Origin of the sequence: Sphingobacterium sp. HSC-15S19 (genome assembly GCF_050433745.1) — a bacterium.
Lineage (GTDB): Bacteria > Bacteroidota > Bacteroidia > Sphingobacteriales > Sphingobacteriaceae > Sphingobacterium > Sphingobacterium siyangense.
Genome location: NZ_JBNPWQ010000020.1, coordinates 24352 through 49086, shown reverse-complemented (window position 1 = coordinate 49086; position 24735 = coordinate 24352). Strand labels below are relative to the sequence as shown.

The window sequence follows — 24735 nt, the reverse complement described above, 5'->3', positions numbered from 1 at the left end:
CATCTTTTATATTGAAAGGTGCCTTTTTTGTTTTTCTAGCTTGCCTGAGTTTTACGATGGATTTTTGAGGTGTTGATTAAAGTAGTCTGCAATTTTTTCGTACATATGAATACGGTCTTTCCCCATCACATTGTGTTCATGAGTCGGGTATAGAAAATAATCTACTTGCTTTCCGGCTTTAATACAGGCTTCTAAAAACTCCATGCTGTTTTGCTGTACAACGACAGGGTCTTGTGCGCCATGAATAATCAATAGTCTTCCTTTCAGTTGATCGGCTTTAGTGAGCAGAGATGTCAATTTATAACCTTCGGGATTTTCTTGTGGAGTGTCCATGTAGCGTTCGCCATACATAACCTCATAAAATTTCCAGTCGATTACAGGGCCTCCGGCTACAGCAGCCTTGAAAATATCGTTATGATGTAGCATGAAGGAAGTCGTCATAAAACCACCGAAGCTCCACCCGAAAATACCCATGCGTTGTTGGTCAACAAAAGATTTTGATTTAAGGAACTCAATTCCTTTCATCTGGTCGGCCATTTCGTTTTGACCGAGGTTGCGGTGCGTGGCCGTATAGAAATCCCGGCCTCTGTAATTTGTGCCGCGATTGTCCATGGTGAACACGATATATCCTTGTTGGGCCATATACATATCAAAATAACCGGCCCCTCCTAGCCATTTGTTAGAAACAAGCTGCGAATGTGATCCGCCGTATAAATAGTACATGACGGGGTATTTTTTTGCAGGATCAAAATCGTTGGGATAAATGATACGTCCTGTCAATGGGTATTTTCCATCTGCAGATGTCAACTGTACAAATTCGATTTTAGGATCATTTATTTTTCCGGCAAAAGGGTTCTCTGCATTGACTAAGGTTGTTTCTTTAGCAGATTTAACGTCTTTGATCTGAATTTTATTTGGTGTTTTTAAATTACTATACTGATCGTAGATGTACTTGCCATCGCTGCTTAGCGCAGCATGGTGCATGCCCGATTCATTCGTTAGTTGAACCGTTTTCCCTGATTTTAGGTCGACTTCAAATAATTGGCGATCTAAACCGTTGTTGGTGACTCCCGTGTAACTTACTTTGTTGCCATCAGCCGAAAAGTCAAGGAATGCTTCCATGACAATATCTTTATAGCCTAATTTTTTGATCAAATTACCTTCCGTGTTATAGAGGTAAAGTTGATTATAGCCATCTTTATCCGATTGATAAAGGAATTGATCCGGTTTGTTTGGTAAAAATGTCAATGGGTTTTCTGGCTCAACCCAGGTTGTCGCAGTTTCTTCGAACAGGGTTTTGACCAAGGAGCCGTTTTCTGCATTATATTTGTTGACTTTAAGATCATTTTGCCCACGGTTAAGTACTCCGACGTAGATGTATTTACCAGAAGGATCCCATGTAACCATGGTTAAATATTGCTCTGAATGCTCGCCGGTTTGAAGGGTTACCTTTTGCCCTGTGGTGGTATTGTAAACGATCAAAGAAACTTCTTCTGATTTTTGGCCTGTCATGGGGTATTTGATCCATTTGATATCCGCAATTTTGGGACTCCATTGCGGTAATGGATAATTGGCAACCATCGTTTCGTCTTTGTGGTAGTACAGCAGTTTGTCATTTTGATTGTTCCACCACATTCCTTTCTTGATGCCAAATTCTTGACGGTGGGTATAATCGCTTCCATTGACAATCCCTTTGTCTGTATCGTTGGTTACAGCGGTAATTTTGCCGTTTTTGTCAACAATTGCGATGTTGTTGTCTACTAAATAGGCGATTTTTGAAAAATCCGAACTGACTTCGCGATTAGCTCCCTTGTTGTCATTACCGATAAAACTTTCAATATTTTTTGATTTAATGTTGTAAGCTACCGTATAGGTTTTATCTTTTCCTTCAACTTGCAGTAATAGTGCATTTCCGTCGCGCCATTTGTAGTCGTAAGGAAATACGCGCAAACTAAATGTTTCGTTCGGGATAGCTGTTTTTAGTGCTTTTTCGAGATCTGTTTTAGATACGAGATTTGTTTCGCTCCAGTTATTGGAAGCGCTTTTGGATAATAGGTTCTGGTACGATTTATCGAGATAGGAGAGGTTGTTTGATTTTGGGATCCACGATGCTCCGGCTATCGATGTTGGGGCATAAGTTCGGGGGCCAAATACTGTTTCTTCTAAATTGAGGTTACGTTGTGCATAGCTGCTGATGGAGCTTGCCAACAAGAAGAATAGCGCAATTCTTTTCATTAAACTGTAATATTGTGTGAATGTTTATACTCAACGGCATAAGTGAGCCCATTCCAGTGGTTATTTGCGTGTCATTAATCCACTCACATCAGGCTTCTAAGTCTATTGCGGTAAGAAATTAATGGCGCAAGGAGCTCATTACATTCCGTTTGTTTTTAAATTTTATAGGGCTAAATTAGGGAAATAGCCCTATAAAACCTAATACAGAATTGTTGCTTTTCTAACTAAAATTGTTTGCTGCAAACCTATAGTTTACGTAACCAGATGTTTCTGAACTGGACCAAATCACCGTGATCCTGCAGTATAATTGGGCCTGGGCCATGGCTTATCTGCTTAGGTAGTCCTATATATTCTGTGGTACCGTCGATTTGGGTATTGTTTTGTACAACGACTCCATTATGTAAGACTGTTACTGTTCCTTTAGCGGTCAATATTCCATCTTTACTGAATTGAGGAGCCTTATAAATAATATCATATACATGCCATTTGTCCGGTGCAATTACTTGCGCCAATGGTGGACGTTGTTTATACAGACTACCCGCTCCACCATTGACATAGGTTGGGTTGTTATTGTTGTCTAATACCTGAATTTCATAATGCCCCTGTAGGAAAATTCCACTATTGCCGCGTCCTTGGCCTTCACCTTTGATTACTTCGGGGCTTTTCCATTCAACATGCAGTTGAAAATCGGTAAAATGTTCGTTAGTCTCAATGGCTCCAGCTCCCGGTTTTACTTCGAGCACGTTGTTGGCTACAGTCCAATTGGCTTTTCCTTTTTCACTTTTCCACTTACTGAGATCCTTCCCGTCAAAAAGGACAATTGCATCGCTTGGAATACCATGATCGATTGTTAATGTAGGGGGGACAGGACTATAATATTCCGTGTCACTGGCTTTCATATTGGTTTGGGCCTGCAGTGCTGTGGCACCAAATAAGAGCGTTGTTGCTAGTGCTGATGATAAAAAAAAGTTCATCTGTTGGGTTTTTGGTATGGCTAAATATACAAATAATCCCATTTGTATGGAACAATTTCCTTAGGTTTGTACATGGCAACCATTTTACAAACAGTATCGTTGAAAGAAGCCCGATTCTATGCACCAATAGGTTACTATGAAGAAGAACAGGTGCTTGGCAATGAGTTTTTTGTTTCTATTGATGTATGTTTTCCCTTTTTGAATACGGAGACAGAGAACTTAAAAAATACGCTCAATTACGAAGAACTCTATCAGATTACCGCTAGCGTTATGCAGCCTAAACGAAAATTGCTCGAATCTGCAGCTTCAGAAATACTAGATCAGATTGGGCTGCGGGTGGCCGATGCTGTGACGATCGAAGTGGTGATACGTAAATCGAACCCTCCCTTTGGTGGAGATCTTTCCTGCTCCCAAGTTAGCCTTAAATATTTCAAGGATTAAATTGAAACTGGATCAGCGATATGCTGGCTGAAAGATTTAGTTTTGCCAACTGTTATCTGATAGTCTTAAATTAACATTATGAATATTTACGATCTTGTAATTGCCGATAAGGAAAGGATAGCTTTAGAAGATGTCTTCTTGGAAGAGGAGAGCCGTCAGAAGCTCCATCAGCTGATTAAAGAGCATCGTTATATTAAAGAGCTTTCACAATATGGTCTGCCGGTTAGCAATAAGATTTTACTGCACGGTTATTCTGGTTGCGGAAAAACAACAACGGCGAAAGCCTTGGCCACAGCGCTCGAAAAACCAATTTATGTGTTGAATCTGAGCAACCTCATTTCTTCTCGTATTGGTGAAACCTCGCAGCACATTAAACAGGTCTTTGATAAAGCTGGGCGTGAAAAAGCAGTTCTGTTTTTAGATGAATTCGATCAGATAGGAAAGGCACGAATTAGTGAAGAAAAGGATGTGGGGGAAATGCGTCGTCTCGTGAATACCATTATACAGTTGATCGATTATTTTCCTGCTGAAGCGGTATTGATTGCAGCAACCAACCATCCCGAAATATTGGATACAGCCATTATCCGTCGGTTTCAGCTTCGTTTGGCTTTTGAGTTGCCGACAATGGTGCAGTTGGATGCTTATTATGATAAATTATTTACACCATTTTCGCATTATGCTGATGTCGTACCTCGACGCTATGGGATCTCCTATGCAGAGGCTAAGGACTATATTTACGATGCCGTCAAATTCTTATTGATTGCTACATTGGAACAAAATCAACCTTAATGATTTTTTTGAACGCTCCGCTTGAAATACTTAATAAAAAAATAACACCCTCTGATAAACTGTTTTTCTCTTCTACGTGAGTCTGTTAGTTGAACGCTCCGCTTCAGATGCTTAATAAAAAAATAACACCTTCTGATAAACTGTTTTGTCTCCTATACGTTAGTTTGTATATGGGGATAATTTAGGATAGGACGGGGTGTCGATGACAGATTGATCGCTAAGTCGCTAACAATAATTTGTGAATGAGTCAAAATGGCATTTATTTTCATTTTAAAATGACATTTTGTCTTTTAAAAGCTGCTGGTACGCAAATTGAATAATTCTCTTCAAATAGTTAGAACAAAAAAGCTTAACAATAAAACAAAAAATTAGGAGGACAAAAAATGGCATTAATTAAATTCCCTACAAAAAGTTTAAACACTGATGCAGTAAATCCATTTGTAAACACTGTATTTGACAATTTATTCAATGATAACTTCATCTCAGATCGTTTGGTATCCCGTGTGCCGGCAGTCAATATATCGGAATCCGAAAAATCATTTAAAGTTGAAATGGCAGCGCCCGGATTGGATAAATCTGATTTTAAGATCAATGTAGATAAAAATCTAATTACGATTTCAGCTGAGAAAAAAGAGGAAAGTGTTAGTGAAGAAAAATTATACAGCAAAAAAGAATTCAATTACTCTTCGTTCTCAAGATCATTTACATTGCCAGAGACCGTAGATTACAGCAATATCGATGCTGCCTATGAAGGTGGGATATTAATTTTGACTGTTGGCAAGAAAGAAGATGCAATCATTGCAAAACGTTTGATTGAAGTTAAATAATTCAGCAATACACAGGAAATAGTTCATTTTGGGAATGACCAAAAGATGAATAAAAGGCAATAGTTTTTAGGTTTAGTTTATGTTTTAATCCCTCGGAGTTCCGTTTGTGTTCCGAGGGATTTTTCTTTTATAAGGATGATCTTGACATGATGAAAAGACTATTCCGTTTCCGTATAGTTTTCAGATCGGGGAATTTTGGCGAGATAAGGCTCCATCTCTTCTGGTAATTTGGTTAATTTCCGCTTTTGAAGGTCCAGCCAGGCTCCATCGACGTTAACGGTACAGCACAAAACTCCGTCATGACGAAAAACCTGATGTATAAATGAAAAACGACTATTTGTTTTGTTGTATTTCGTCAGTTCTACTTTTACCTGTACATATTCATCCAAATGTACTTCTTTAAAATAGATAAGTTCTTCCCTGAATAAAATCGGACCGATATGAAATTCGGCAAATTTATCCAGTGAAAAACCCATTTTGTTCAACATATTACTACGGGCCTGAGCGCATATGTCTGCGTAAGCAGAATGCCGCATATGCCTATTTGCGTCGATCTGCGCCCATATAATTTGACCTTGATAAAATATATTCTCCATAATCTTCAGCGATTAGTCTCTATTTTAATAACAATTTACATAATTTTAAATAAAGCTGTAACACTTTGTTTGTTTGCTATACTTATTACCTAAATATATTTAAAGAAAAATCGCTAGGTGAACCCATCGGAAATAGAATTTCTTCGACTGATTGACGAGAATAAAGGTATTCTCGTTAAGGTGAGCCGTATGTATATGGATGATCATGAGGGGCGGCAAGATCTGTATCAGGAAATCGTGTATCAGCTGTGGAAATCCTATGCGACATTTAAGCAACAGAGTAAATTTTCAACGTGGATGTACCGTGTTGCCCTCAATACCGCAATGGTATTCTTAAAAAAAGAAAAGAAGCATCAGATTTATGATGCGTTAGAGGAGCGACATGATTTTGCAGAAGAAGCTTACGATACCGATAAAGATGAGCAACTGAAAGTCTTTTACCAGGCCGTTCAAGAGCTCAATGCAATTGAAAAAGCCCTGATATTTTTGTTTTTGGAAGGTCAAAGTCATCGCGAGATTGCAGAGAATCTGGGTATATCGGAAGTCAACGCCCGCGTAAAATTAAACCGCACGAAGGAGCGAATTCAACAAATCATTAAAAAATACAAGTATGAATTTTGATGAGTTAAAGAAATCTTGGCAGGAACAGCCTACAGATGAGGATTTACAGAATCCAAATCTCAAATACTATAAGGAAGTTGGCAATATCATGGGCAAGTTGCGCAAGAATATCAAACGCGAGTTTATCTCCTGGGTCGTTTGTATGGGCTTTTTGTTTTTGGTGCCTATCTTGCCAATGTATAAGATTGAAGGTTATGCGGCATTTGCCTATTACTTTTTTATCGTACAGATATCATTATCAAGTCTTTTATATTACCGGAGGTTCTTTTATTTGGTAAAGAGCACGAAAAAGATCGAGTTGTTGGCTTCTAAAGAACACTTGCTCAAGTTGTATTACGATTTGAAGTATGCCGTAGAGACTTATCGTATTGCGGCCTATGTGATGATTCCACAAGCTTTGTTTCTATATCTTATTATGATAGCACAGAATAAGACAACGGTGTGGTTTGATCGGTTGTACCATTTCAAGGAAACTTTCCAAGAGGAACCGAACTTTATTGTATGGATGATTCTTTCGGCAATTGTGTCTATCGTCCTTGTTGTTGGCCTGACAGAAATTATGATTCGTTGCTACTACAGTAGGTATATCACGGAGATCAAGGAGAAATTGGATCAAATGGAAACGGAATAGAGCGACCATATGAAATATCTACTTTGTTTTACAGGTGTTCGTGTTTATAGCGCGAGGATATTTCGTATATTGTTATCGAAAATCATTGTCCATTATGTATAATCCGACAAAGAAGTTACAGCGCAGTTCTCAGATCTTAAGTATATTGGCCAAATATGGTTTTAAAGATGCAATCGCTCGATTGCCGTGGAAAGGACCCAGATCAGCCATAGAACATCCTATAGATGTCGATGAGATCAGTGTTTATGCCCGTATTCGCATGGCGCTTGAGGAGCTCGGTCCGGCTTTTATCAAGCTTGGACAATCTGCTTCGACCCGGGAAGGATTGTTGCCCAAAGATCTCGTAGATGAACTTAAGCGCCTTGAGGATAATGTTCCCCCTTTTGAAGTGGATATTAAATCTTATCTCAAAGAAGAACTTGAGCTGGATATTGATGGGCATTTCCAGGAGATTACTGCCGAACCTTTTGCTGCGGCCTCTATCGCACAGGTATATCGCGCAATCTTAAAAGATGGAACCCAAGTCGTTTTAAAAGTCCGACGTCCCGGTATCGATGAGGTTATGCGCTGTGATCTAGCACTCATGCGTGATATTGCCAAAATCCTAACCATGTACAATGATGTACTGGAAAACCTTAACCTTCTGCTGATTGTTGAATCTTTCGCTACGACCATGCAGGAAGAGATGTCCCTGGTGATTGAGCGGCATAACATCGAACGCTTCACAAAGAACTTTAAAGGAAATAAACTGATCAAGGTACCCCGTGTTTATCCTGAACTCTCGTCGGACCATGTTCTTTGCATGGAATATCTCGATGGTTTCAAGGTAACTGATGCCGTTGAAATTAAACGTCGGGGAATGGATGTCCAAACGCTGGTCAAAAATGGGATCAATTTATACCTTGAGCAAGTGATTATTCATGGTTTCTTTCATGGCGACCCCCATCCCGGCAATATGATGGTGATGCCGGATGGACGGATTGCTTTTTTGGATTTCGGAAATATGGGTAAATTATTGGGGATAGACCGTAGGCAGCTTGAAGAGTTTATTCAATCGGCTATTTCCGAAGATGCTGTCCGGCTTGCTGACGTAATTGAAGACGTTGCCGTGGTGAGCCATATTCCGGATCGTAACCGGTTTGAAAGATCCCTATATGAGATTTTCGATATGATTGATAATGTATCTCTCGGGGATCTTAGCTTAGATTTATTGTTCAATAAATTGTGGAACATCATTGGTGACAACCGCTTGTATTTTCCGGAATATATTTATCAGTTGATGCGGGGCATTTCGTTGATGGAAGGTATTGGACGCCAGTTATATCCCGATCTTAATATTATGGAGAGTATCAAGCCCTTTGCACGTAGGATTATGATGGAGCGGCTCTCTCCAGAGGCAATCTTCAAAAAAGGAAAACATAAAGTTGAATCTTTTGCGCGCGATGTCGAAAAACTTCCTGAAGATATGCGCGCCCTTGTGCGCTTATTTCGAACAGGAAATTTTACACTCAACCATCGATTGATCAGTGCGCGATCTTTTAATGCTATTTTACGCAAGGGGGTCAATCGTATTGTCATCGGAATTATGTTTATGTCACTCAATTTACTAGGTGGGATGATTATTGTCGCACGCGTAGAACCACAGTGGTGGGGAATTCCCATTTTTGCCTGGATATGCCTTGGCTCAGCATGGGTCTTTGCCATATATTTATTTGTTGCTATGATCCGAGCAAAGGACAACGATTAACCGGGGTTAGAACGCATTTTCAGCCATGATGATTGGCTATGCATACATACACGCTATAAAATAAAAAATAAAAAGATATGGAAATCAATCTAAATGGGAAAAAAGCCCTGATCGGAGCGAGCTCTGCTGGTATAGGTGCAGGTATTGCCCAAGTGCTTGCCTCATGTGGCGTATCTGTAACATTGGCTTCCCGACAGGAGGAAAAGCTACAACGTACATGTGAAGGTCTTGATACCTCCAAAGGACAGGTGCACCAATATATCGTAGTGGACTACAATGATCACGAAGCATACAAAAAGCAGATAACACATTATTTTGAGTCGAATAAGGTGGATATTTTAATCAACAATTCGAATGGGCCTCAAGCAGGAACCATAGACCAAAAAAATCTGGCGGATTACCAGCATGCTTTTGAACTCTTATTTCAAAATCACTGTTACACGACCTCATGTGCGCTGCCTTATATGTTGGCAAATCGATACGGACGTATTATTAATGTGTCTTCTTCAACTGTGAAAGAACCGGTATCTAATTTAGTGTTGTCTAATACGATCCGTACAGCATTGCTTAGCTGGAGTAAATCGCTGGCAACGGATGTCGCTAAAGAAGGGGTGACGGTCAATAGCATCTTGACAGGCCTTTTTGATACGGACCGTATCCAGTCGCTAACCAACCTTGACGCTCAACGTATGGGTATATCCTACGAGGAAGCGCTACAATTGCGGTTGAAACAGGTTCCTGCGCAGCGTCTGGGTAAACCTGAAGAATACGGTTATCTCGTCGCTTTCCTTTGCTCCGAATATGCAAGTTATCTGACTGGAGCCAATATTCCTCTGGACGGCGGGATGTTAAAAGGCTTATAAAAAATGAGTTGCTCAATTACGTCAGGTCAAAGCCCTTGATTTGAGCATTCCATAGCTGATTGCTGTAGCCAGAGCTCGGTATAAAATTGCATAAAAAGGGGTGTCCAATCTGTTTGGACACCCCTTAATGTTAGTGTGATTTATTATTTTCAATTAGTTCAACACCAATTCGGTGTTGACAATGATGTCGACATCAGAAGCAACCGCTTCTACACCTGAAGGTAATTTATCATTGTATTTCATGCCGAAATCCTGACGGTTAATTTTTGTTTTAGCTGTAAATCCAGCACGTGTTTTTCCCCAAGGATCCGTAATGATTCCGCCATTTTGAGTCACATCGAAAGTTACTTTTTTCGTTACATCACGAATAGTCAAATCTGCTATCATAATATATTTTCCTTTTACTTTCGCATTTTTAAAACTGATAGACTTTAATGTCATTTTAGGGAATTTTTCCGCAGCAAAGAAATCATCGGTCTTCAAATGATTGTCACGGGCAGCTATACGTGTATCGATGCTGTTGACGTCGATAGAAAAATTAACTTTAGCATTGTTAAAGCCTGTTCCTGTTGCAGTTTCAACTGTACCTTCTACCTTTGTGAATTCACCATCAACAAAGCTGATTCCAAGGTGTTTTACATCGAATCTTGCATTTGTATGCGCAGGGTCTGCAGACCATTTTACTTGTGCTACAGCAACATTAACCATTAATACTGCTACAGCCAAAATTTGGAAAAATTTATTCATGTGTTTTCTTTTTATTTATCTAACCTTCAAAAGTTCAAAATGTTTGTTTGAACAAGCTTCTGCAAAGGTGGGATAAACTAACAACGAAAAAATTGATGTAGGTCAAGAATTTCGATTCGGCTTTAATATTTGTCTTTTTAGACGGCTTAAAAACTCTTGCGTGACGCCAAGATAGGATGCTAATTGCATATTGGAGATCCGCGGATAGATTTTAGGATACCTTTTGATGAAATCCAGATACCGCTCTTGTGCTGTAAAACCTATGCTCGAGATAATACGGTGCTGCGATGCTATTTGGGCACGTTGGGCCATTATCCTGGAGAGTTTCTCAAAGATTGGATGATCTTCGTAAAGTTTGTCTTTATTTTTTTTTGACAGTGTAAGTACCACAGCGTTTTCCAAAGCTTGGATATTTTGAAGCGCTGGCTCCTGATAATTAAAGCTGGCAATATCGCCGATCCACCAATCTTCAATTGCAAACTGTAGAATGTGTTCGATCCCATCCGCGGTGACATAGAATGATTTAAATAAACCGCTGATCACGTATGCTTCATGGTGGCACACCTCTCCGGCCCGGAGAAAGTATTCTTTTTTCTTTATTTTCCTTACCTGATAACGTGAAACGATGTCATTCAGTTCTTCCTCAGTGACATCAATGCGTTGTTTTACAAATTCCTTGAATTGTTCCATTTGGCTGTAAAATACGAAATTTTGCAATGCTAATTTAACAAGCTGTTTGATTCCTGTCAATCCTAAGTTAAAATAATTCAGTTGCTGGCTATTGCTTTTATTCAATTTGATCAAAACAGTGATGAAATCAACATTTTGGTGTAATATTTGACTGGATATTGCCGTAATTCAAATAGTTTCATCAATAATTGGTATCTTCTGTAGGATTTAAAATAATTTGATTGCTAAAACTATAAATATATCTCATGAAGTTTGTTGCACCCAATACTCTGGAAAACGATAAGGTTGTATTACGAATCATAGAACCAGCGGATTTTGATACGCTATATCAAGTTGCCAGAGATCCCTTGATCTGGGAACAGCATCCCAATAAGGACCGCTGGAAGGAAGATGTTTTTCGCCAATTTTTTGAAGGCGCCTTAGCAAGTAAGTCTGCTTATCTGATCTTGGATAAGGAAAGTGGTGCCTGCATCGGTAGTACGCGGTATTATGGCCTTGATGAGGCGGAAAAATCGATTTTTGTTGGGTATACGTTTTATGCCCGTGCATATTGGGGTGCAGGCATCAATCCATTGGTCAAAGAGATGATGTTTGATTTTGCCTTCAATTTTGTGGATCGAATTTACCTGCATGTGGGGGCTGAAAATTATCGTTCTCAGACAGCAGTTGAGCGCTTGGGCGCAATTAAAGTGGCTGAAAAGATGGTCAGCTATGTGAACGAACCTGAACGTAAAAATTTTGAATACGCACTGGAAAAATCGGCCTGGCGGCGAATCAAGAGATAAAGCCTTATTATCCCTTGATTCCGCTGAGTATACTGCCTATAATGACTGTTAATACAATCAATGTGATAATAATGTAAAGCCTGTCCTTCTCGATGACAAACCCAAATAACGAGCCGATCACGCGTACAATAGGGGTGCAAATCAATAGAAGTACACCTAACTGTATAACCTGTGGAATATTTCGGCTAAAGGCCCCGGTAATAATTCCGGTAATTGTTGTGTTGGAATTCCCCTCACCGACAAAATCTCTGTAATTCGGTACGGTATCCTGTCCATGAACAATGAGGTAGAAGATACCGCCAAGGATAAGAATAGAGGAGGCGAGTATAACGCCAATACGTAAAATTTGCCCTACCAAAAGTGAGATGTCCTTGTCTCCCCAATAGTGTTTCGAAAATACTTGTTTCATTTTGAGTAGTTATGTCCTTCATCGTCTAGCGGAAGGACGTTACAAACCTAAAATTCTAAATCGTGTAAACTACCGTTTTTAGAATTTATGCTGGAATCCGTTGAAGATCATTTCCAAGGCCACCAATGTAATGGCGACGGCGAAAATAATGCGTAAAGTCTTCGGATTCATGCGTTTTAAGAGCTTGGATCCGGTAATGGCGCCGCATAATACGCCTAGGATAACTGGAAAAGCAATACCTGGATCCATATAGCCTCTTTGTAAATAGACCACTGCAGAAGCCGCTGCGGTGACACCGATCATAAAGTTGCTTGTTGTGGTACTGACTTTAAATGGAATTTTCATCATGCTGTCCATTGCTAGTACTTTAAGGGAACCGGAACCAATGCCCAATAATCCAGAAAGTATTCCTGCAACCCCCATCAAAGAGAAGCCTCCGGCTATGTTGGTAAGTTTGTATGGAATTAATTTGCCATCAGCAGGATAGGTACTGTTCAGCTTCAATTTTTCTGCCAGGACCGAACCGCCGGAAAGTGCGTGTTCGTTTTTCTTACGTACCGTCATAGCCGCAGAGAAGATAAGTACAACACCAAAGATGATTGCAATGGTATTCGTAGGCATATAAATGGCAATAACAGCGCCGATCACTGCTCCAATGGTAGTTGCAATTTCAAGAAACATCCCGAGCCGGATGTTGGTGATGCCTTCCTTGACGTAGGCTGTAGCTGCACCGGATGAAGTCGCTATGGAAGCCAGCAAGGCAGCTCCAATGGCATAACGGATGTCGACATGAAACAGCAGAGTCAATAAAGGGATGACAACGACCCCTCCGCCTAAGCCTGTCAGAGATCCTAAGAGTCCTGCTACAAAAGCACCCAGGAGAAGGATGATTGTAAAGGTGAGAATAGTCATAAATATTTGTTTGTTTGTGTGATCCAAAAAGCAGCTTCCGCTTAATGGAAGGTAATTTGTTGTAAACTTAAGGGCTTTTTATTGTTTTTGAAATTTTTAAGCCGGAATAGATACAAATGTTACATCAAAAGTATCATCAAAAAAATGATACTGCCCTGCCGCTTCTCAGCGTGGGGCAGTATCGATGACCTTTTAATGGTCTAAGTATATCGTATATAAAATATGGACAACATTATTCAGCGATTGTTTGTTGTACCTTTTCTTTTCTGTTGAAGATATCGTAGATGATTGGAAATACCAACAACGTTAATATCGTCGCTGAGATTAGTCCGCCAATGATGACGATCGCCAAAGGTTTTTGTGATTCCGAACCTATACCGGTCGATAATGCAGCCGGCAATAATCCGATGGAAGCCATTAGAGCTGTCATGACCACAGGTCGTGTTCGCGATTTTACACCTTTATAAATTGATTGGTCATTGGGTAGACCTTCCTTCTTGTTCTGATGGAATTCCGAGATCAGGATAACTCCATTCTGGATACATATCCCGAATAATGCAATCATACCTACTCCAGCCGAAATTCCAAAATTCATACCTGTAACGTGTAAGGCAATAATTCCACCGATAAGTGCAAAAGGAACGTTGGCCAATACGAGCAGCGAATCCTTGATATTCCCGAATAGAATAAACAATAGGAAGAAGATGACGATCAAACTGATTGGTACCACCTGTGCTAAACGGTGTGTAGCACGCTGCTGATTTTCAAATTGTCCAGTCCAGCCAATGGAATATCCTTCCGGAAGCTTAATTTTACTTACTTTTTGTTGTGCTTCAGCAATGGTGCTTCCTAAGTCACGGTCGCGGATGGAAAATTTGATGCCGATATAGCGTTTGATGTTGTCGCGATAGATAAAAGCAGCACCATTATCTTTTTCAATGGTCGCGATACTTTTCAAAGGGATTAATGTACCATCACCACATGGAACCATCAGCTGTGCAATATCTTTTTCTGTTTTCCGATATTCGGGTGCATAGCGTAGGCGAATGTTAAATTTGCGTTCACCATCGTACAAAATGGAAGCGGTCTTTCCGCCGAAGGCCATTTCGAGTACCGCCTGTGCATCTGCCGGTAGAACGTTGAAAGCTGCCATACGGGTCCGGTCCAATACCACACTCACTTCGGGCTGACCAATATTGAGAATAATACCAGGTTCTTTAATGCCTTGAATACCTTTGACCTGTGCATAAACTTCTTTCGCCAGGCGGTCTAAGGTTGCGAGGTTATCGCCAAAGATCTTGATGCCGTTTTCGGCTTTGAAACCAGCAACTGCTTCGGCAACATTATCCGAAATAGGCTGTGAATAGTTATAGGTAATACCCTGAAATTGTTTGAGTTTATGGTCCATCTCTTCGATCAGCTGATCCATGGTGATTTTACGGGTCCATTCCTCTTTAGGTTTTAGGGCCACAGCAAACTGAACAAAGCCAAAGCCATTGGGGTCGGTACCATCGTTGCTCCGTCCTGTTTGCGACAGTACGCCGGTGACTTCAGGAAAGGTTTCCAAAGTACTCTTTAACAGTTTGGTTGTTTTAACCGATTCACGTAAAGAAGTGCTCATAGGCATCTCGGCAGTAACCCAAAGAGACCCTTCATTTAATGTCGGTAAAAATTCTGTTCCTAAAAATTTTGCAGAAAATAAGACTGCAGCTAGTAAAGTAATCGCAACGATCATACTCAGACGCTTGTTTCGGAATGTAAATCCAAAACCCTTGGCGACAATTCTATTCCAGAATTCAACAAATGGATTGTGTCTTTCTTTCACATTTTTATTGAGCAGAATATGCGATAAAGCGGGAACGAGTGTCAAGGTAAACAGTAATGCACCCAGTAAAGCAAAACCCAGGGTAAAGGCCAGTGGAGAGAACATTTTTCCTTCTACTTTTTGGAAGGAGAATATGGGCATCAATGAGGTGATGATAATCAGCTTGGAGAAAAAGATTGCTTTCCCCAAGCCTGTTCCTGTCTGTTTGATCCAACCTGCTTTGGCCATTTTGTTGAATTTCTCCATGCCCAGCTTATGGGCTTGGTGGTCCAACATGACAAATATCCCTTCAACCATGACGACTGCACCGTCGATGATAATACCAAAGTCTACAGCGCCTAGAGAAAGCAAGTTGGCACTCATGCCTGCTAGTTTAAGGCATAGAAAGGCAAAAAGTAATGCGAGCGGTATGATAATGGAAACGATGACCGTAGTGCGCCAATCTGCCATAAAAAGCAATACCATTAAGGTGACGAGCACAATACCCTCAATTAAGTTATGCATAACGGTATGGGTCGTGAAATCCATGAGATTGTCACGGTCATAGAAGGTTTGCATTTTGACATCCTTGGGAAGGATTTTGTTGTTAAGCTCGTCTATTTTCGCTTTTACAGCAGTTAAAACCTCTCTTGGATTTTCGCCTTTCCGCATTACGATGGTTCCTGCTACCACATCATCATTTTTACCAAAACCGGCTTGGCCCACGCGGGGCATCGCGCTTTCTCTTACTTCGGCTACATTTTTAACAAAGACAGGATTTCCTTTTTGGTTGATTACAGTGATGTTTTCGATATCATTGATTGAGTTGACCAAACCAATACCGCGTACGACGTAGGACTGGCCACTTTTTTCGATGACATCTCCACCGACATTCAGGTTACTTTTGCTGACAGCATCAAATACCTGCAAAGGGGTCAGATTAAATTTGTCTAGTTTGATAGGGTCAGTACTGATTTCGTAAACCAAATCCTGTCCGCCAAAAACGTTGATATCTGCTACACCTGGAACACCGCGTAAAGCGCGGTCAATGACCCAGGTCTGCAAAGTAAGGAGGTCGCGTGAATTACGTTGATCGCTATGTAATGTATAACGGAATATCTCTCCTGTAGGGCCATAAGGGGGCTGTACTTCAGGGTCGACATTGTCGGGCAAGCTTACAGATCGCATGAGGTTGTTGACCTGGTTGCGGGCAAAAGTGTCGTCAACACCATCATCAAAGATGATTTTAACAATGGAGAGGCCAAACATGGTGGTGCTCCGTATACTTGTTCTCTTTTGAACTGGACTCATGCCTAGTTCGATTGGTGTCGTTACAAAACGTTCGACTTCCTCGGCACTTCTTCCATTCCATTGGGTAATGATGGTTATTTGTGTATTGGTTACATCAGGAAATGCCTCAATAGGCATGCTTTTAAAGCTAATGAAACCAGCAATAGCCAAAATACCGACCCAAATAAAGGTAAATGCTTTATTTTTAATGGAAAAGGCAATGATATTTTTAATGAATTTGTTCATTCGTGTAAATGCTAAGACGGATTAATTATTCAGTGCTCTATAGATCAAAAGTTTATTGTTGACAACAACTTTTTCACCTTCCTGTAGTCCCGTAGCCATATAGGTTGTTCCTTCGTTTTGTTTGATCGGCAGTATTTCGCGAATCTTAATATCATTTTGGGATTTATAGATTAATACGAAATATTTGTTTTGATCGAAAATAACCGCATCAGAAGGAACTGCGAGTGCTTCCGTATTGGAGCGATGCAATACTTTAATGGTCGCTTTACTATCCGGAATAAGTAAACCATCCTTATTGTCTAGCACCACCCGTGCCTGCATTGAATTCGTCTGCGGATCGATGATCTTAAAGATTTTATCGATACTGCCCTGGAATTTTTTGTCCGGGTAGCTCAGGGTAGACACCATAGCGGGCATACCCATACTAATCTTGTCGATATCCGTTTCGTTGACATTAAGAATTGCCCATACATCTTTTGTATTGGCCACATCAAAGATGTTGTCGCTGCGGTCACTACGCAACTGCATGTCCTTATTGATGTTCTTTTGGACGATGTAACCATCGATTGGAGATACGACCGAATAAATATTGCCTGTACGGACATTGTAAATCTGACTGACAGCCTCTGAACGGCGTAGCTGCTCTTTGGCTTTGGTTAATTGTCCTTTTGCCTCCAGCATGTCTTTATCTGTGCTCAATTTTCCGTTATACATATCTTCAGCTACACGGTAGTTTTTCTCGGCGAGTAATACATCGGTTTTGGCATCCGAAAGATCCTTTTGTATACCAGCGACTTCCGTACTTCTGATTGTTGCCAATACCTGACCTTTATGGACATAATCACCCAAAGAAACATTCACGGAGACAACATTCCCTCCAACGAGTGGGAAAATATCGATGTAATTGTTTTGATCGGCCGATATCTTTCCAAAAAAGTTGAGTTCTTCGGTCACATTTTCTTTTTTTACCGTAGCAAAACTTGTCGATTTAAGCATCGTCTCACTAATTTCGAAACCTTTGACAATGGTTGCATTATCTGTTTCTTTATGATTTTGGCAAGAGTAAAGTAGCACTATTGCCACAGTGGCTATAAGAAATTTTTTAGTTGACATGAGTTGAATTGAATAGAGAAGTTTGAGCCAGGTAGTTTAATTGTTCGGCGTTGAGAATAATTTCCTTTTTCATATCGTATAACTTAAGAATAGATATGCGATAGCTGTCCATAAAATCAGTGAACTCAACTAAAGAAATATTCCCTTTTTTAAAATTATTGAATATGCCATCATAGACCACAGCGATGTTGTGAAGGTCGTCTGAAGTAATGGTAAAATATTGATTATATTGATTTTCCCATGACTGATAGTTGGAACGGATCTGTGACTCCAATAGCTGCCGTTGGACTTCAATATTTTTCTTTGCCTCTTCTTCGGCGTATTTCGCTTTGATAACATTTCCTTTATTTTGTTTCCACAACGGGATCGGAATGGCGGCTGTAACATTGACTTCATTGTGGAATACCCCCCCGTTCTGGCTGTAGGAAAGGCCAAGGTTAATATCAGGTGTATTTAAAGACTGTTGCCATTTTGTAAATAACTGTGAGCTTTCAGCAGTCTTTAAGGCAAATTGATAATCGGCATTGTTTTCCAAGGCCAATTGATAGATTTTGTCCAAAGGCATTGTTGGTTTTACGGCAAGTTCCTGATCTGCTTCTCGATCTGTTAACTTCGGTAATACATCTTCCTGACTGGAAATAAGCACACGTAATTGCTGCTGTAGATTGATGCTATTATTGATCGCTGTCGTTTTTTCGTTGTTGAGATCGATGGCCATTGTTTGAAGACGAACTTGATCTTTCAAAGAAACGTTCCCCTTTTTTCCTTGCTCTTTATAAGCTGCAAGCAGATTATTTAGGTAATCCAACTGAATTTTAATATCTGCCAACTTATGTTGCTCAAAGTAAAGAGAATAGAAGGTTGTACGCAGTTGCGCGCGAAGGCTCGCCAGTAATTGACTGAACTGCAACTTAGCAAGTTCAACATTTGATTTGGCAAATTCCACTTCATTCTTCTTTTTTCCACCGAGATAAATCAATTGGGATACGCTTGCTTCCTTGGATTGACCAATATGAAATGTTTGTTTGTTCTGTGGGTCATAGGCATTGGCAGACAGCTGCAACTGTGGTAGATCCCATATTTTGGCCTGTATAACGTCAGCCTCTGCTTGGCTGATGTCATATTGTTGCGCGAGCAAGGAGAGGTTACTTTTGATAAAGGCTTCTTCGCATTCCTGCAGGGTCATCTGTTGTCCCAAGATCTCACTTTGCTTAGTCCCAAATGTACTTTCATGAATGCTCGTATAAACAGCTTGTGGTGGTTTTTGTTGAGCAAAAGTCATGCTATTGAAAAGCAATAAAAATATAAGGGGTGTCTTTGTCATATGTTTCAAATCTTATGTAACAAAATAACTGGTCTAAGATTAAAGACCCCTTAATAAATGCTTAAAAAAAGCTTAAAAAAGCATGTTTGTCAGATGGGTGGATAGGTATTAATGGGTATAGTAAATATATGTTCTTGTTGCTAAGAGACTTGACATAGTCTGTCTAAATCAGGTAACTATACTTCGCGGTTAGGAAACAATTTAAATAATAATACAAAAGTATGCGTAGATTGTTTTAGATCTGCCTGATATGCTATTGTTGCTTGATGCGATTGCATGATACGCTGAACGATACGTAGCCCTAAGCCTGATCCTGTTGTTTCATTTGCATTTTCACCGCGGCTGAACGCATCAAAAATCCGCTTTTGGTCGATTGTACTTAAAGCCGGGCCAGTATTGCTGACAAGTACCTTGAGTTCGAAGGTTGATTCTAGAATCATCACTTTTACCTCCCTGGTATCGGAGTAGAGCGCGGCATTTTTAAATAAATTCACAAAAGCAATTTCAATCAATTGTGCGGAACAGAAAATACTAAGTTTTGGATCTTCGATCCCACCAATTGAAAAATCCAGTTGCAGGTCGGGGAATACCTTGGCTACTTTTTCATAGGCCATAAAGATAATTTCATCGATCCGCTCTTCCTTATAGGTCATTTTCAAACGCTCGGAGTCGAACTTTGAAAGTAACATCAGCGAATCGGTTACCTCCGAAAGATGTAAGGTTTCCTTGGATATGTTACGTAAAACCTGCTTTACGTCTTCACTCAGCTGATTTTGATGATAAAGGTTCTCCAGCTGAAAGGACATTCGGGCAAGCGGTGTTCGCAGCTCGTGGGAGGCGCTGGAATTAAATTCTTTCTGCGATTCGAAAGCAGCCGAAAGTCGCAGCAGCATGGTATTAAATGCTCGGGTTAGTACAGCAATCTCATCGGTATGACCGGTATACTCGACGGGTTTGGTAAGTTTACTAGCATTAATCTGCGTAATATTATCTTTTAATTTATCGAGTGGGATCAATAGGCGCTGGATGAGGTTATAACTAAATATCCAGACCAGAACAGCGCTCAGGACAAATAATATCGTTAGGACGAGCGCTAGATGGTCCATTTTTTCATTTCCGGAGTAATCCTGTGCTTTTACGATAATATAATAAGGTAAACCGTTGATGCGATAATATTTGGCCAGTGTTTCATATTGGTCCTGATAGTAGAAGATCTGTTTTTCCTGATTTAGCCGATTGACAATCGAAGCATTCCAGGTAATGGTCTGATCCTTTACGGTACTGAAGACGAGCTGTTTGTTTTTGTCAAGGATGATAACATCTTCATAGAAAAGGCCATCTTCGTCATCGTGAAAATAGTTTTTGTAAGACTGGCGGTTGAAATAGGGGTTACTGGCGATATAATGGGAAATATTGTCCAATTTATCAATCAGTCGCTGGCGAAATTGATCTTTCCGAAAATCGAAACTAGCATAGTAGATAATCAACATCGCCATACCGAAAAGGACGGAGAATGCAATGCTAAAGCTAATCGCTATTTTCTTCTTTAAATTCATTTTTCTGCCGATAGGTAATAACCAAAGCCAGGTCTTGTATGGATCAGTTTATTCTCAAAGTTTTTATCAATCTTCTTACGCAAAAAGTTGATATAAACTTCAATTGTATTCTGTGTTGTCTGAAATTGATTTTGCCATACTTCCTCCGATATATGTTGCTTGGACAGGGGGCGGCCCTTTGCCTGTGCTAAGATAAGCAGCAGCTGAAATTCCTTTTGAGTAAGATTAATTTCTTCATTTGCACGTAATACACGGGCCTCATCAGGATAAATGATCAGATCATCGACTACCAGTGTTTTTGTTTCATTGCTTTCGCTATGTTGTTGCCGACGCAATAGGGAATAGATGCGCATCAGCAATTCATCTAAGACGAAAGGTTTAACCAAATAGTCATCAGCAGCCCGTAGAAATGCCTCCTTTTTATCATCTATATCATCGTATGCCGAGAGAATAATAATTGGTGTAAAGGCGTCATGGCTTCTTATCTTTTTACAGATTTCCAATCCATTGATTTTGGGGACATTGATGTCCAATAGATAAAAACCATATTTCTTCTGGTGTGTTTTGGCCAAAAAATCGATTCCATCAAAGGCTTGATCACAGGTAAAGCCCTGGCTTAATAGAAAAGATCGGATCTCTTTAGAGAGTACCTTGTCGTCTTCGAGCAGCAAAATGTCCACCATATTTATATCTGTTGTCTTTTCGTAAAAATAAACAAATTTTTGTCATCCAATCAAAGAGATGTTTTCTTCGTACTTAATTTGGTAACATAAGATTTACACGAAGAAATATGAAACAAAAAGAAATCTAAGTAGATTCAAATCGAAATTATAAATAAGTGTTATGGAAACCAGAAGAGAATTCTTACGAAAGACCCTACTATTTTCAGGAGCAGCAGGTATTGCCAGCTTCATGCCCGCATCGATCCAGAAAGCCTTTGCCATAGACCCTGACCCAGGAAGTAGTTTTTTAGATGCCGAACATATCGTCATCCTGATGCAGGAGAACCGATCCTTTGATCATACGCTAGGTAGTCTTTCGGGAGTTCGGGGTTTCAATGATCCACGTTCGATACGTTTACCGAACGGTTTACCCGTATGGTATCAAACGGATAAAGAGGGAAAAACGTATGCTCCTTTCCGATTAAACCTGAAGGAAAGTAAAGTGACCTGGATGGGTTCTCTTCCACATAGTCGTGCAAGCCAGGTGGATGCCTTTAACCAAGGTCGTTACGATCATTGGCTGTTATCGAAGCAATCAGGGAATAAACAATATGCGGCTATGCCCTTAACATTGGGGTATTTTACACGCGAAGATTTGCCTTTTCATTACGCCTTAGCGGATGCTTTTACAGTATGTGATCAGAATTTTTGCTCGGGTATGACCAGCACTACGCCTAACCGTTCCTTTTTCTGGACGGGTAAGATTACAGAGATGAAAGATGGTCTGCAAAAAGCGAATATTCGGAATGATGACTTTGGCTATGGTAAAATGACCTGGGAAACTTTTCCGGAATTGCTTGAAAAGAATGGCATTAACTGGCGTTTTTATCAAAATGAGACAAGCTGTGGCGGCGGGTTTTCCGGACAGGAAAGGGCATGGCTATCCAATTTTGGGTGTAATCTGCTGGAGTTTTTTCAGGCTTATCAAGTTAAATTTAAGGAGAACTATATCAAAAGCCTAGAAACACAGGTTCGGGATTTGCCCATGCAGATTTCCAAGTTGGAAGAGAAGTCTCCTTCTTCCGAAGAACAAGCCGAAAAGATACGCGCTGATATTCGCAAAAAAAGTGAGGCACTTGAGCGAGCGGAGACCGAACTAAAGGAATTCAATCCAAACAATTATAAAAAGCTAAGTGATTTTACGAAATCATTAAATGAGCGGGCGTTTACGGTAAACAAAGGGGACAACAATTACAGGTCGCTTGATACGTTACATTTTAAGGCACAGGGGAAAAAAGCTGCGCTGGAAGTCCCAAAAGGCGATATTCTTTATCAATTTCGCAAAGACGTTGATACTGGTAAATTGCCTGAGGTATCCTGGTTGGCCGGCCCACAGAATTTCTCGGACCACCCGAGTGCGCCCTGGTATGGAGCTTGGTATGTATCTGAAGTTTTAGATATCTTAACAAAGAACCCTGAGGTTTGGAAAAAAACTATTTTTATCATTACCTATGATGAAAACGATGGTTACTATGATCATGTTAAACCTTTCCTTGTACCTGATTTAAAGAAGAAAGATACAGGGGCATGTTCTCCTGGGATCGATACGGAGGTGGAGATGGTTCGTTTAGAAAATGAGCTAAAACAGGGGATTCCTAAAAAACAGGCACGCGAAGGGGCTGTGGGCCTAGGTTTTCGTGTTCCCATGTATATTGCGTCGCCTTGGTCACGAGGTGGTAAGGTCTGCTCTCAGGTATTTGATCATACGTCTACTTTGCAATTTTTGGAATCTTTCTTTAACAAAAAGCTGAACAAGAATATGCATTTGGAAAACATCAGTGCATGGCGTAGAACAATCTGTGGTGATTTGACAACCGCTTTTACACCTTTTACTCAGCAAAAGGAACAACTCCCTTTTCTTGATAGGAATCAGTATATCGAAACGATATACAATGCGCAGTTCAAAGATGATCCGCGAGGCTTTGTTGAGGTCAAAGATCCTGATCTCGCGACTAAAAACGGATGGATTCCGGGATTTGACCGAATACAGGAGCGGGGGATTCGTAAATCTTTGCCATTGCCTTATGCGCATGATGCGGTGGGCTTTGTGAAAGACGGCGTGTTTCATCTAACGATGACTGTAGACAGCAAGTTTTTCGGAAAAAGGACCGCAGGTACAGCCTTCAACGTTTATAGTCCGTTGGAATATCGTGATGAACAGGGGCAAAGTGAAACTTACCGTAATTGGAATTTTGCGGTGAAGGCCGGTGATCGTTTGGCATATCAGTGGGACCTGGCACGATTTGAAGGAGATCGCTATGCGTTTGAATTGCACGGTCCAAATGGTTTTTATCGAAAATTTTCTGGACAAAAAGGAACAGCAGCACTAGAGGCTACCGTTTCTCCGGAACTGAAAGCGCTAACTCAGGCAGCGACAGGGAAATTGCAGCTGAGACTCAGGAACAAGAGTGACCAGCGGGTAACGGTAGTTGTCGAGAGCCTTAGCTATGGAAAATATGCCATAACGAAAGAAATAGCTCCTGCCGAAGAAGTTCCATTGATCCTGGATGTTGAAAGTCAAGGAAATTGGTATGATATTGCTGTACGAATCAAGGGAGACAGCAGTTTCGTCATTCAGCTCGCAGGGCGATTGGAAACAGGTGTTGAGTGTACAACTGATCCATTATTAGCATAATCTGTACTGTTTCAGCAAGGATGGCGGTCAATTCTTATTGAATGGGTTCCCTGCTGTTGCTATATATCTATCAATAGTATCCGCTTGACCTTATTTACACGCGAACAAATAAGGTCTCCGGATAGTTTGTTTCTATATAACGACGAAGATACAACTCCGTATCAGTACTTATGGTGCAGTCTTTATGAACGGGGAATGTATTGTAAACCAAGGTATGTAGATTGATCTTGCGCCTGGTGATCGCTTCCAGACTAAGTAAGGTATGATTGATACTCCCTAATTTTCCAGAGGTGACAAAAATAAGTGGATACTGCATTTCTTGGATGTAATCGATAATCAGATAATCTTCTCTTAATGGAACCATCAATCCACCTGCACCCTCAATAAGAACAGCGTCGTAGCGTTGGCTTAATGTTAAGCTAGCCTGTCTGATCTTTTTAAAGTCAATTTCACGATTATCGAGACGTGCTGCTAGATGAGGGGAGGCGGGGTAGGTGAAAATCTCCGGCATCGTAATTTTCTGGTGATCTTCTGCTGTTAATGGGATTTCCATGAGTTGGCGATGGAGGACGATGTCTTCAGAAATAGTTGTATTTCCAGTTTGTACAAGCTTTTGGGTAATGGTGCGTATACCGCTTGTATTCCATTTTTTCGCGAGGAGGCCAGTCGCATAACTTTTTCCGATCCCGGTATCTATGCCGGAAACAAAATAGATATTTTCATTCATCGCTGTATTTCTTTTGTAGGTTGTTCGATTGTTTGTAATTCGAGTGCTCAG

22 protein-coding genes are annotated in these 24735 nt (G+C 40.5%); 9 read left to right on the top strand and 13 right to left on the bottom strand.

Annotated features, from left to right (window positions below; all coding sequences use genetic code 11):
• Positions 1-51: 51 nt before the first annotated feature.
• On the bottom strand, positions 52-2235 hold the full coding sequence (locus tag L1283_RS16890; protein WP_088162874.1) for a S9 family peptidase: 2184 nt from the start codon (positions 2233-2235) through the stop codon (positions 52-54).
• 245 nt (positions 2236-2480) lie between these two features.
• Positions 2481-3209, bottom strand: coding sequence for a 3-keto-disaccharide hydrolase (locus L1283_RS16885; RefSeq protein WP_088163757.1), 729 nt, complete (start codon positions 3207-3209; stop codon positions 2481-2483).
• Between the two features lie 72 nt (positions 3210-3281).
• On the opposite strand from L1283_RS16885, the gene L1283_RS16880 reads away from it, so the two are divergent.
• The 3 genes from L1283_RS16880 (at position 3282) to L1283_RS16870 (ending at position 5266) form a co-directional block, all read left to right on the top strand.
• Positions 3282-3650: a dihydroneopterin aldolase gene (locus L1283_RS16880; RefSeq protein ID WP_088162873.1), complete on the top strand. Its 369-nt coding sequence runs from the start codon at positions 3282-3284 to the stop codon at positions 3648-3650.
• A gap of 78 nt (positions 3651-3728) precedes the next feature.
• Positions 3729-4439 (top strand): AAA family ATPase, encoded by a 711-nt coding sequence (locus L1283_RS16875; RefSeq protein ID WP_088162872.1) that lies wholly within the window; start codon positions 3729-3731, stop codon positions 4437-4439.
• A gap of 383 nt (positions 4440-4822) precedes the next feature.
• Positions 4823-5266, top strand: a complete 444-nt coding sequence (locus L1283_RS16870; protein ID WP_088162871.1) for an Hsp20/alpha crystallin family protein — start codon at positions 4823-4825, stop codon at positions 5264-5266.
• Between the two features lie 158 nt (positions 5267-5424).
• On the opposite strand, the gene L1283_RS16865 is transcribed toward L1283_RS16870, so the two are convergent.
• Positions 5425-5862 (bottom strand): acyl-CoA thioesterase, encoded by a 438-nt coding sequence (locus tag L1283_RS16865; protein WP_088162870.1) that lies wholly within the window; start codon positions 5860-5862, stop codon positions 5425-5427.
• Between the two features lie 117 nt (positions 5863-5979).
• Here L1283_RS16865 and L1283_RS16860 point away from each other — a divergent pair, with 117 nt between their 5' ends.
• From L1283_RS16860 to L1283_RS16845, 4 genes are all read left to right on the top strand, one after another.
• Complete coding sequence (locus L1283_RS16860) at positions 5980-6483, top strand: RNA polymerase sigma factor (protein ID WP_075994087.1); 504 nt, start codon at positions 5980-5982, stop codon at positions 6481-6483.
• A complete protein-coding gene (locus L1283_RS16855; protein WP_088162869.1) occupies positions 6473-7114 on the top strand; it encodes a hypothetical protein in 642 nt (213 codons plus the stop codon). Before L1283_RS16860 ends, L1283_RS16855 begins: the two co-directional genes overlap by 11 nt.
• Positions 7115-7208: 94 nt before the next feature.
• Positions 7209-8861 carry an ABC1 kinase family protein gene (locus L1283_RS16850; RefSeq protein ID WP_088162868.1) on the top strand — a complete coding sequence of 551 codons (1653 nt, stop codon included), beginning with the start codon at positions 7209-7211 and terminating at the stop codon, positions 8859-8861.
• Between the two features lie 77 nt (positions 8862-8938).
• A complete protein-coding gene (locus tag L1283_RS16845) occupies positions 8939-9724 on the top strand; it encodes an SDR family oxidoreductase (protein WP_088162867.1) in 786 nt (261 codons plus the stop codon).
• A 153-nt stretch (positions 9725-9877) separates the two neighbouring features.
• Here L1283_RS16845 and L1283_RS16840 read toward each other — a convergent pair whose 3' ends face one another.
• Both L1283_RS16840 and L1283_RS16835 read right to left on the bottom strand, forming a co-directional pair.
• Positions 9878-10471, bottom strand: a complete 594-nt coding sequence (locus L1283_RS16840) for a YceI family protein (protein ID WP_088162866.1) — start codon at positions 10469-10471, stop codon at positions 9878-9880.
• Positions 10472-10573: 102 nt separating this feature from the next.
• Positions 10574-11161 carry a Crp/Fnr family transcriptional regulator gene (locus tag L1283_RS16835; protein ID WP_145328318.1) on the bottom strand — a complete coding sequence of 196 codons (588 nt, stop codon included), beginning with the start codon at positions 11159-11161 and terminating at the stop codon, positions 10574-10576.
• Between the two features lie 245 nt (positions 11162-11406).
• Between L1283_RS16835 and L1283_RS16830 the strand changes: the two genes are divergently transcribed.
• Positions 11407-11946, top strand: coding sequence for a GNAT family N-acetyltransferase (locus L1283_RS16830; protein WP_088162864.1), 540 nt, complete (start codon positions 11407-11409; stop codon positions 11944-11946).
• Between the two features lie 7 nt (positions 11947-11953).
• On the opposite strand, the gene L1283_RS16825 is transcribed toward L1283_RS16830, so the two are convergent.
• The 7 genes from L1283_RS16825 to L1283_RS16795 all read right to left on the bottom strand — a co-directional run bounded on the left by L1283_RS16825 (position 11954) and on the right by L1283_RS16795 (position 21283).
• The gene (locus tag L1283_RS16825; protein ID WP_088162863.1) at positions 11954-12355 is read right to left on the bottom strand and encodes a DUF1634 domain-containing protein; all 402 of its coding nucleotides are present in this window, start codon (positions 12353-12355) and stop codon (positions 11954-11956) included.
• Between the two features lie 78 nt (positions 12356-12433).
• A complete protein-coding gene (locus L1283_RS16820) occupies positions 12434-13267 on the bottom strand; it encodes a sulfite exporter TauE/SafE family protein (RefSeq protein ID WP_088162862.1) in 834 nt (277 codons plus the stop codon).
• 232 nt (positions 13268-13499) lie between these two features.
• A complete protein-coding gene (locus L1283_RS16815) occupies positions 13500-16607 on the bottom strand; it encodes an efflux RND transporter permease subunit (RefSeq protein WP_088162861.1) in 3108 nt (1035 codons plus the stop codon).
• Positions 16608-16628: 21 nt separating this feature from the next.
• On the bottom strand, positions 16629-17720 hold the full coding sequence (locus L1283_RS16810; protein WP_088162860.1) for an efflux RND transporter periplasmic adaptor subunit: 1092 nt from the start codon (positions 17718-17720) through the stop codon (positions 16629-16631).
• The gene (locus L1283_RS16805) at positions 17710-19044 is read right to left on the bottom strand and encodes a TolC family protein (RefSeq protein WP_198385986.1); all 1335 of its coding nucleotides are present in this window, start codon (positions 19042-19044) and stop codon (positions 17710-17712) included. The genes L1283_RS16810 and L1283_RS16805 overlap by 11 nt, the downstream gene beginning before the upstream one ends.
• Before the next feature lie 176 nt (positions 19045-19220).
• Entirely contained in the window at positions 19221-20600 is a 1380-nt protein-coding gene (locus L1283_RS16800; RefSeq protein ID WP_088162859.1) for a HAMP domain-containing sensor histidine kinase, read from the bottom strand.
• Entirely contained in the window at positions 20597-21283 is a 687-nt protein-coding gene (locus L1283_RS16795) for a response regulator transcription factor (protein WP_198385985.1), read from the bottom strand. Before L1283_RS16795 ends, L1283_RS16800 begins: the two co-directional genes overlap by 4 nt.
• A 160-nt stretch (positions 21284-21443) precedes the next feature.
• Here L1283_RS16795 and L1283_RS16790 point away from each other — a divergent pair, with 160 nt between their 5' ends.
• Positions 21444-23957, top strand: coding sequence for a phosphocholine-specific phospholipase C (locus tag L1283_RS16790; RefSeq protein ID WP_088162858.1), 2514 nt, complete (start codon positions 21444-21446; stop codon positions 23955-23957).
• A 94-nt stretch (positions 23958-24051) separates the two neighbouring features.
• On the opposite strand, the gene bioD is transcribed toward L1283_RS16790, so the two are convergent.
• A complete protein-coding gene (bioD, locus tag L1283_RS16785) occupies positions 24052-24684 on the bottom strand; it encodes a dethiobiotin synthase (protein ID WP_088162857.1) in 633 nt (210 codons plus the stop codon).
• Positions 24685-24735: the final 51 nt, after the last annotated feature.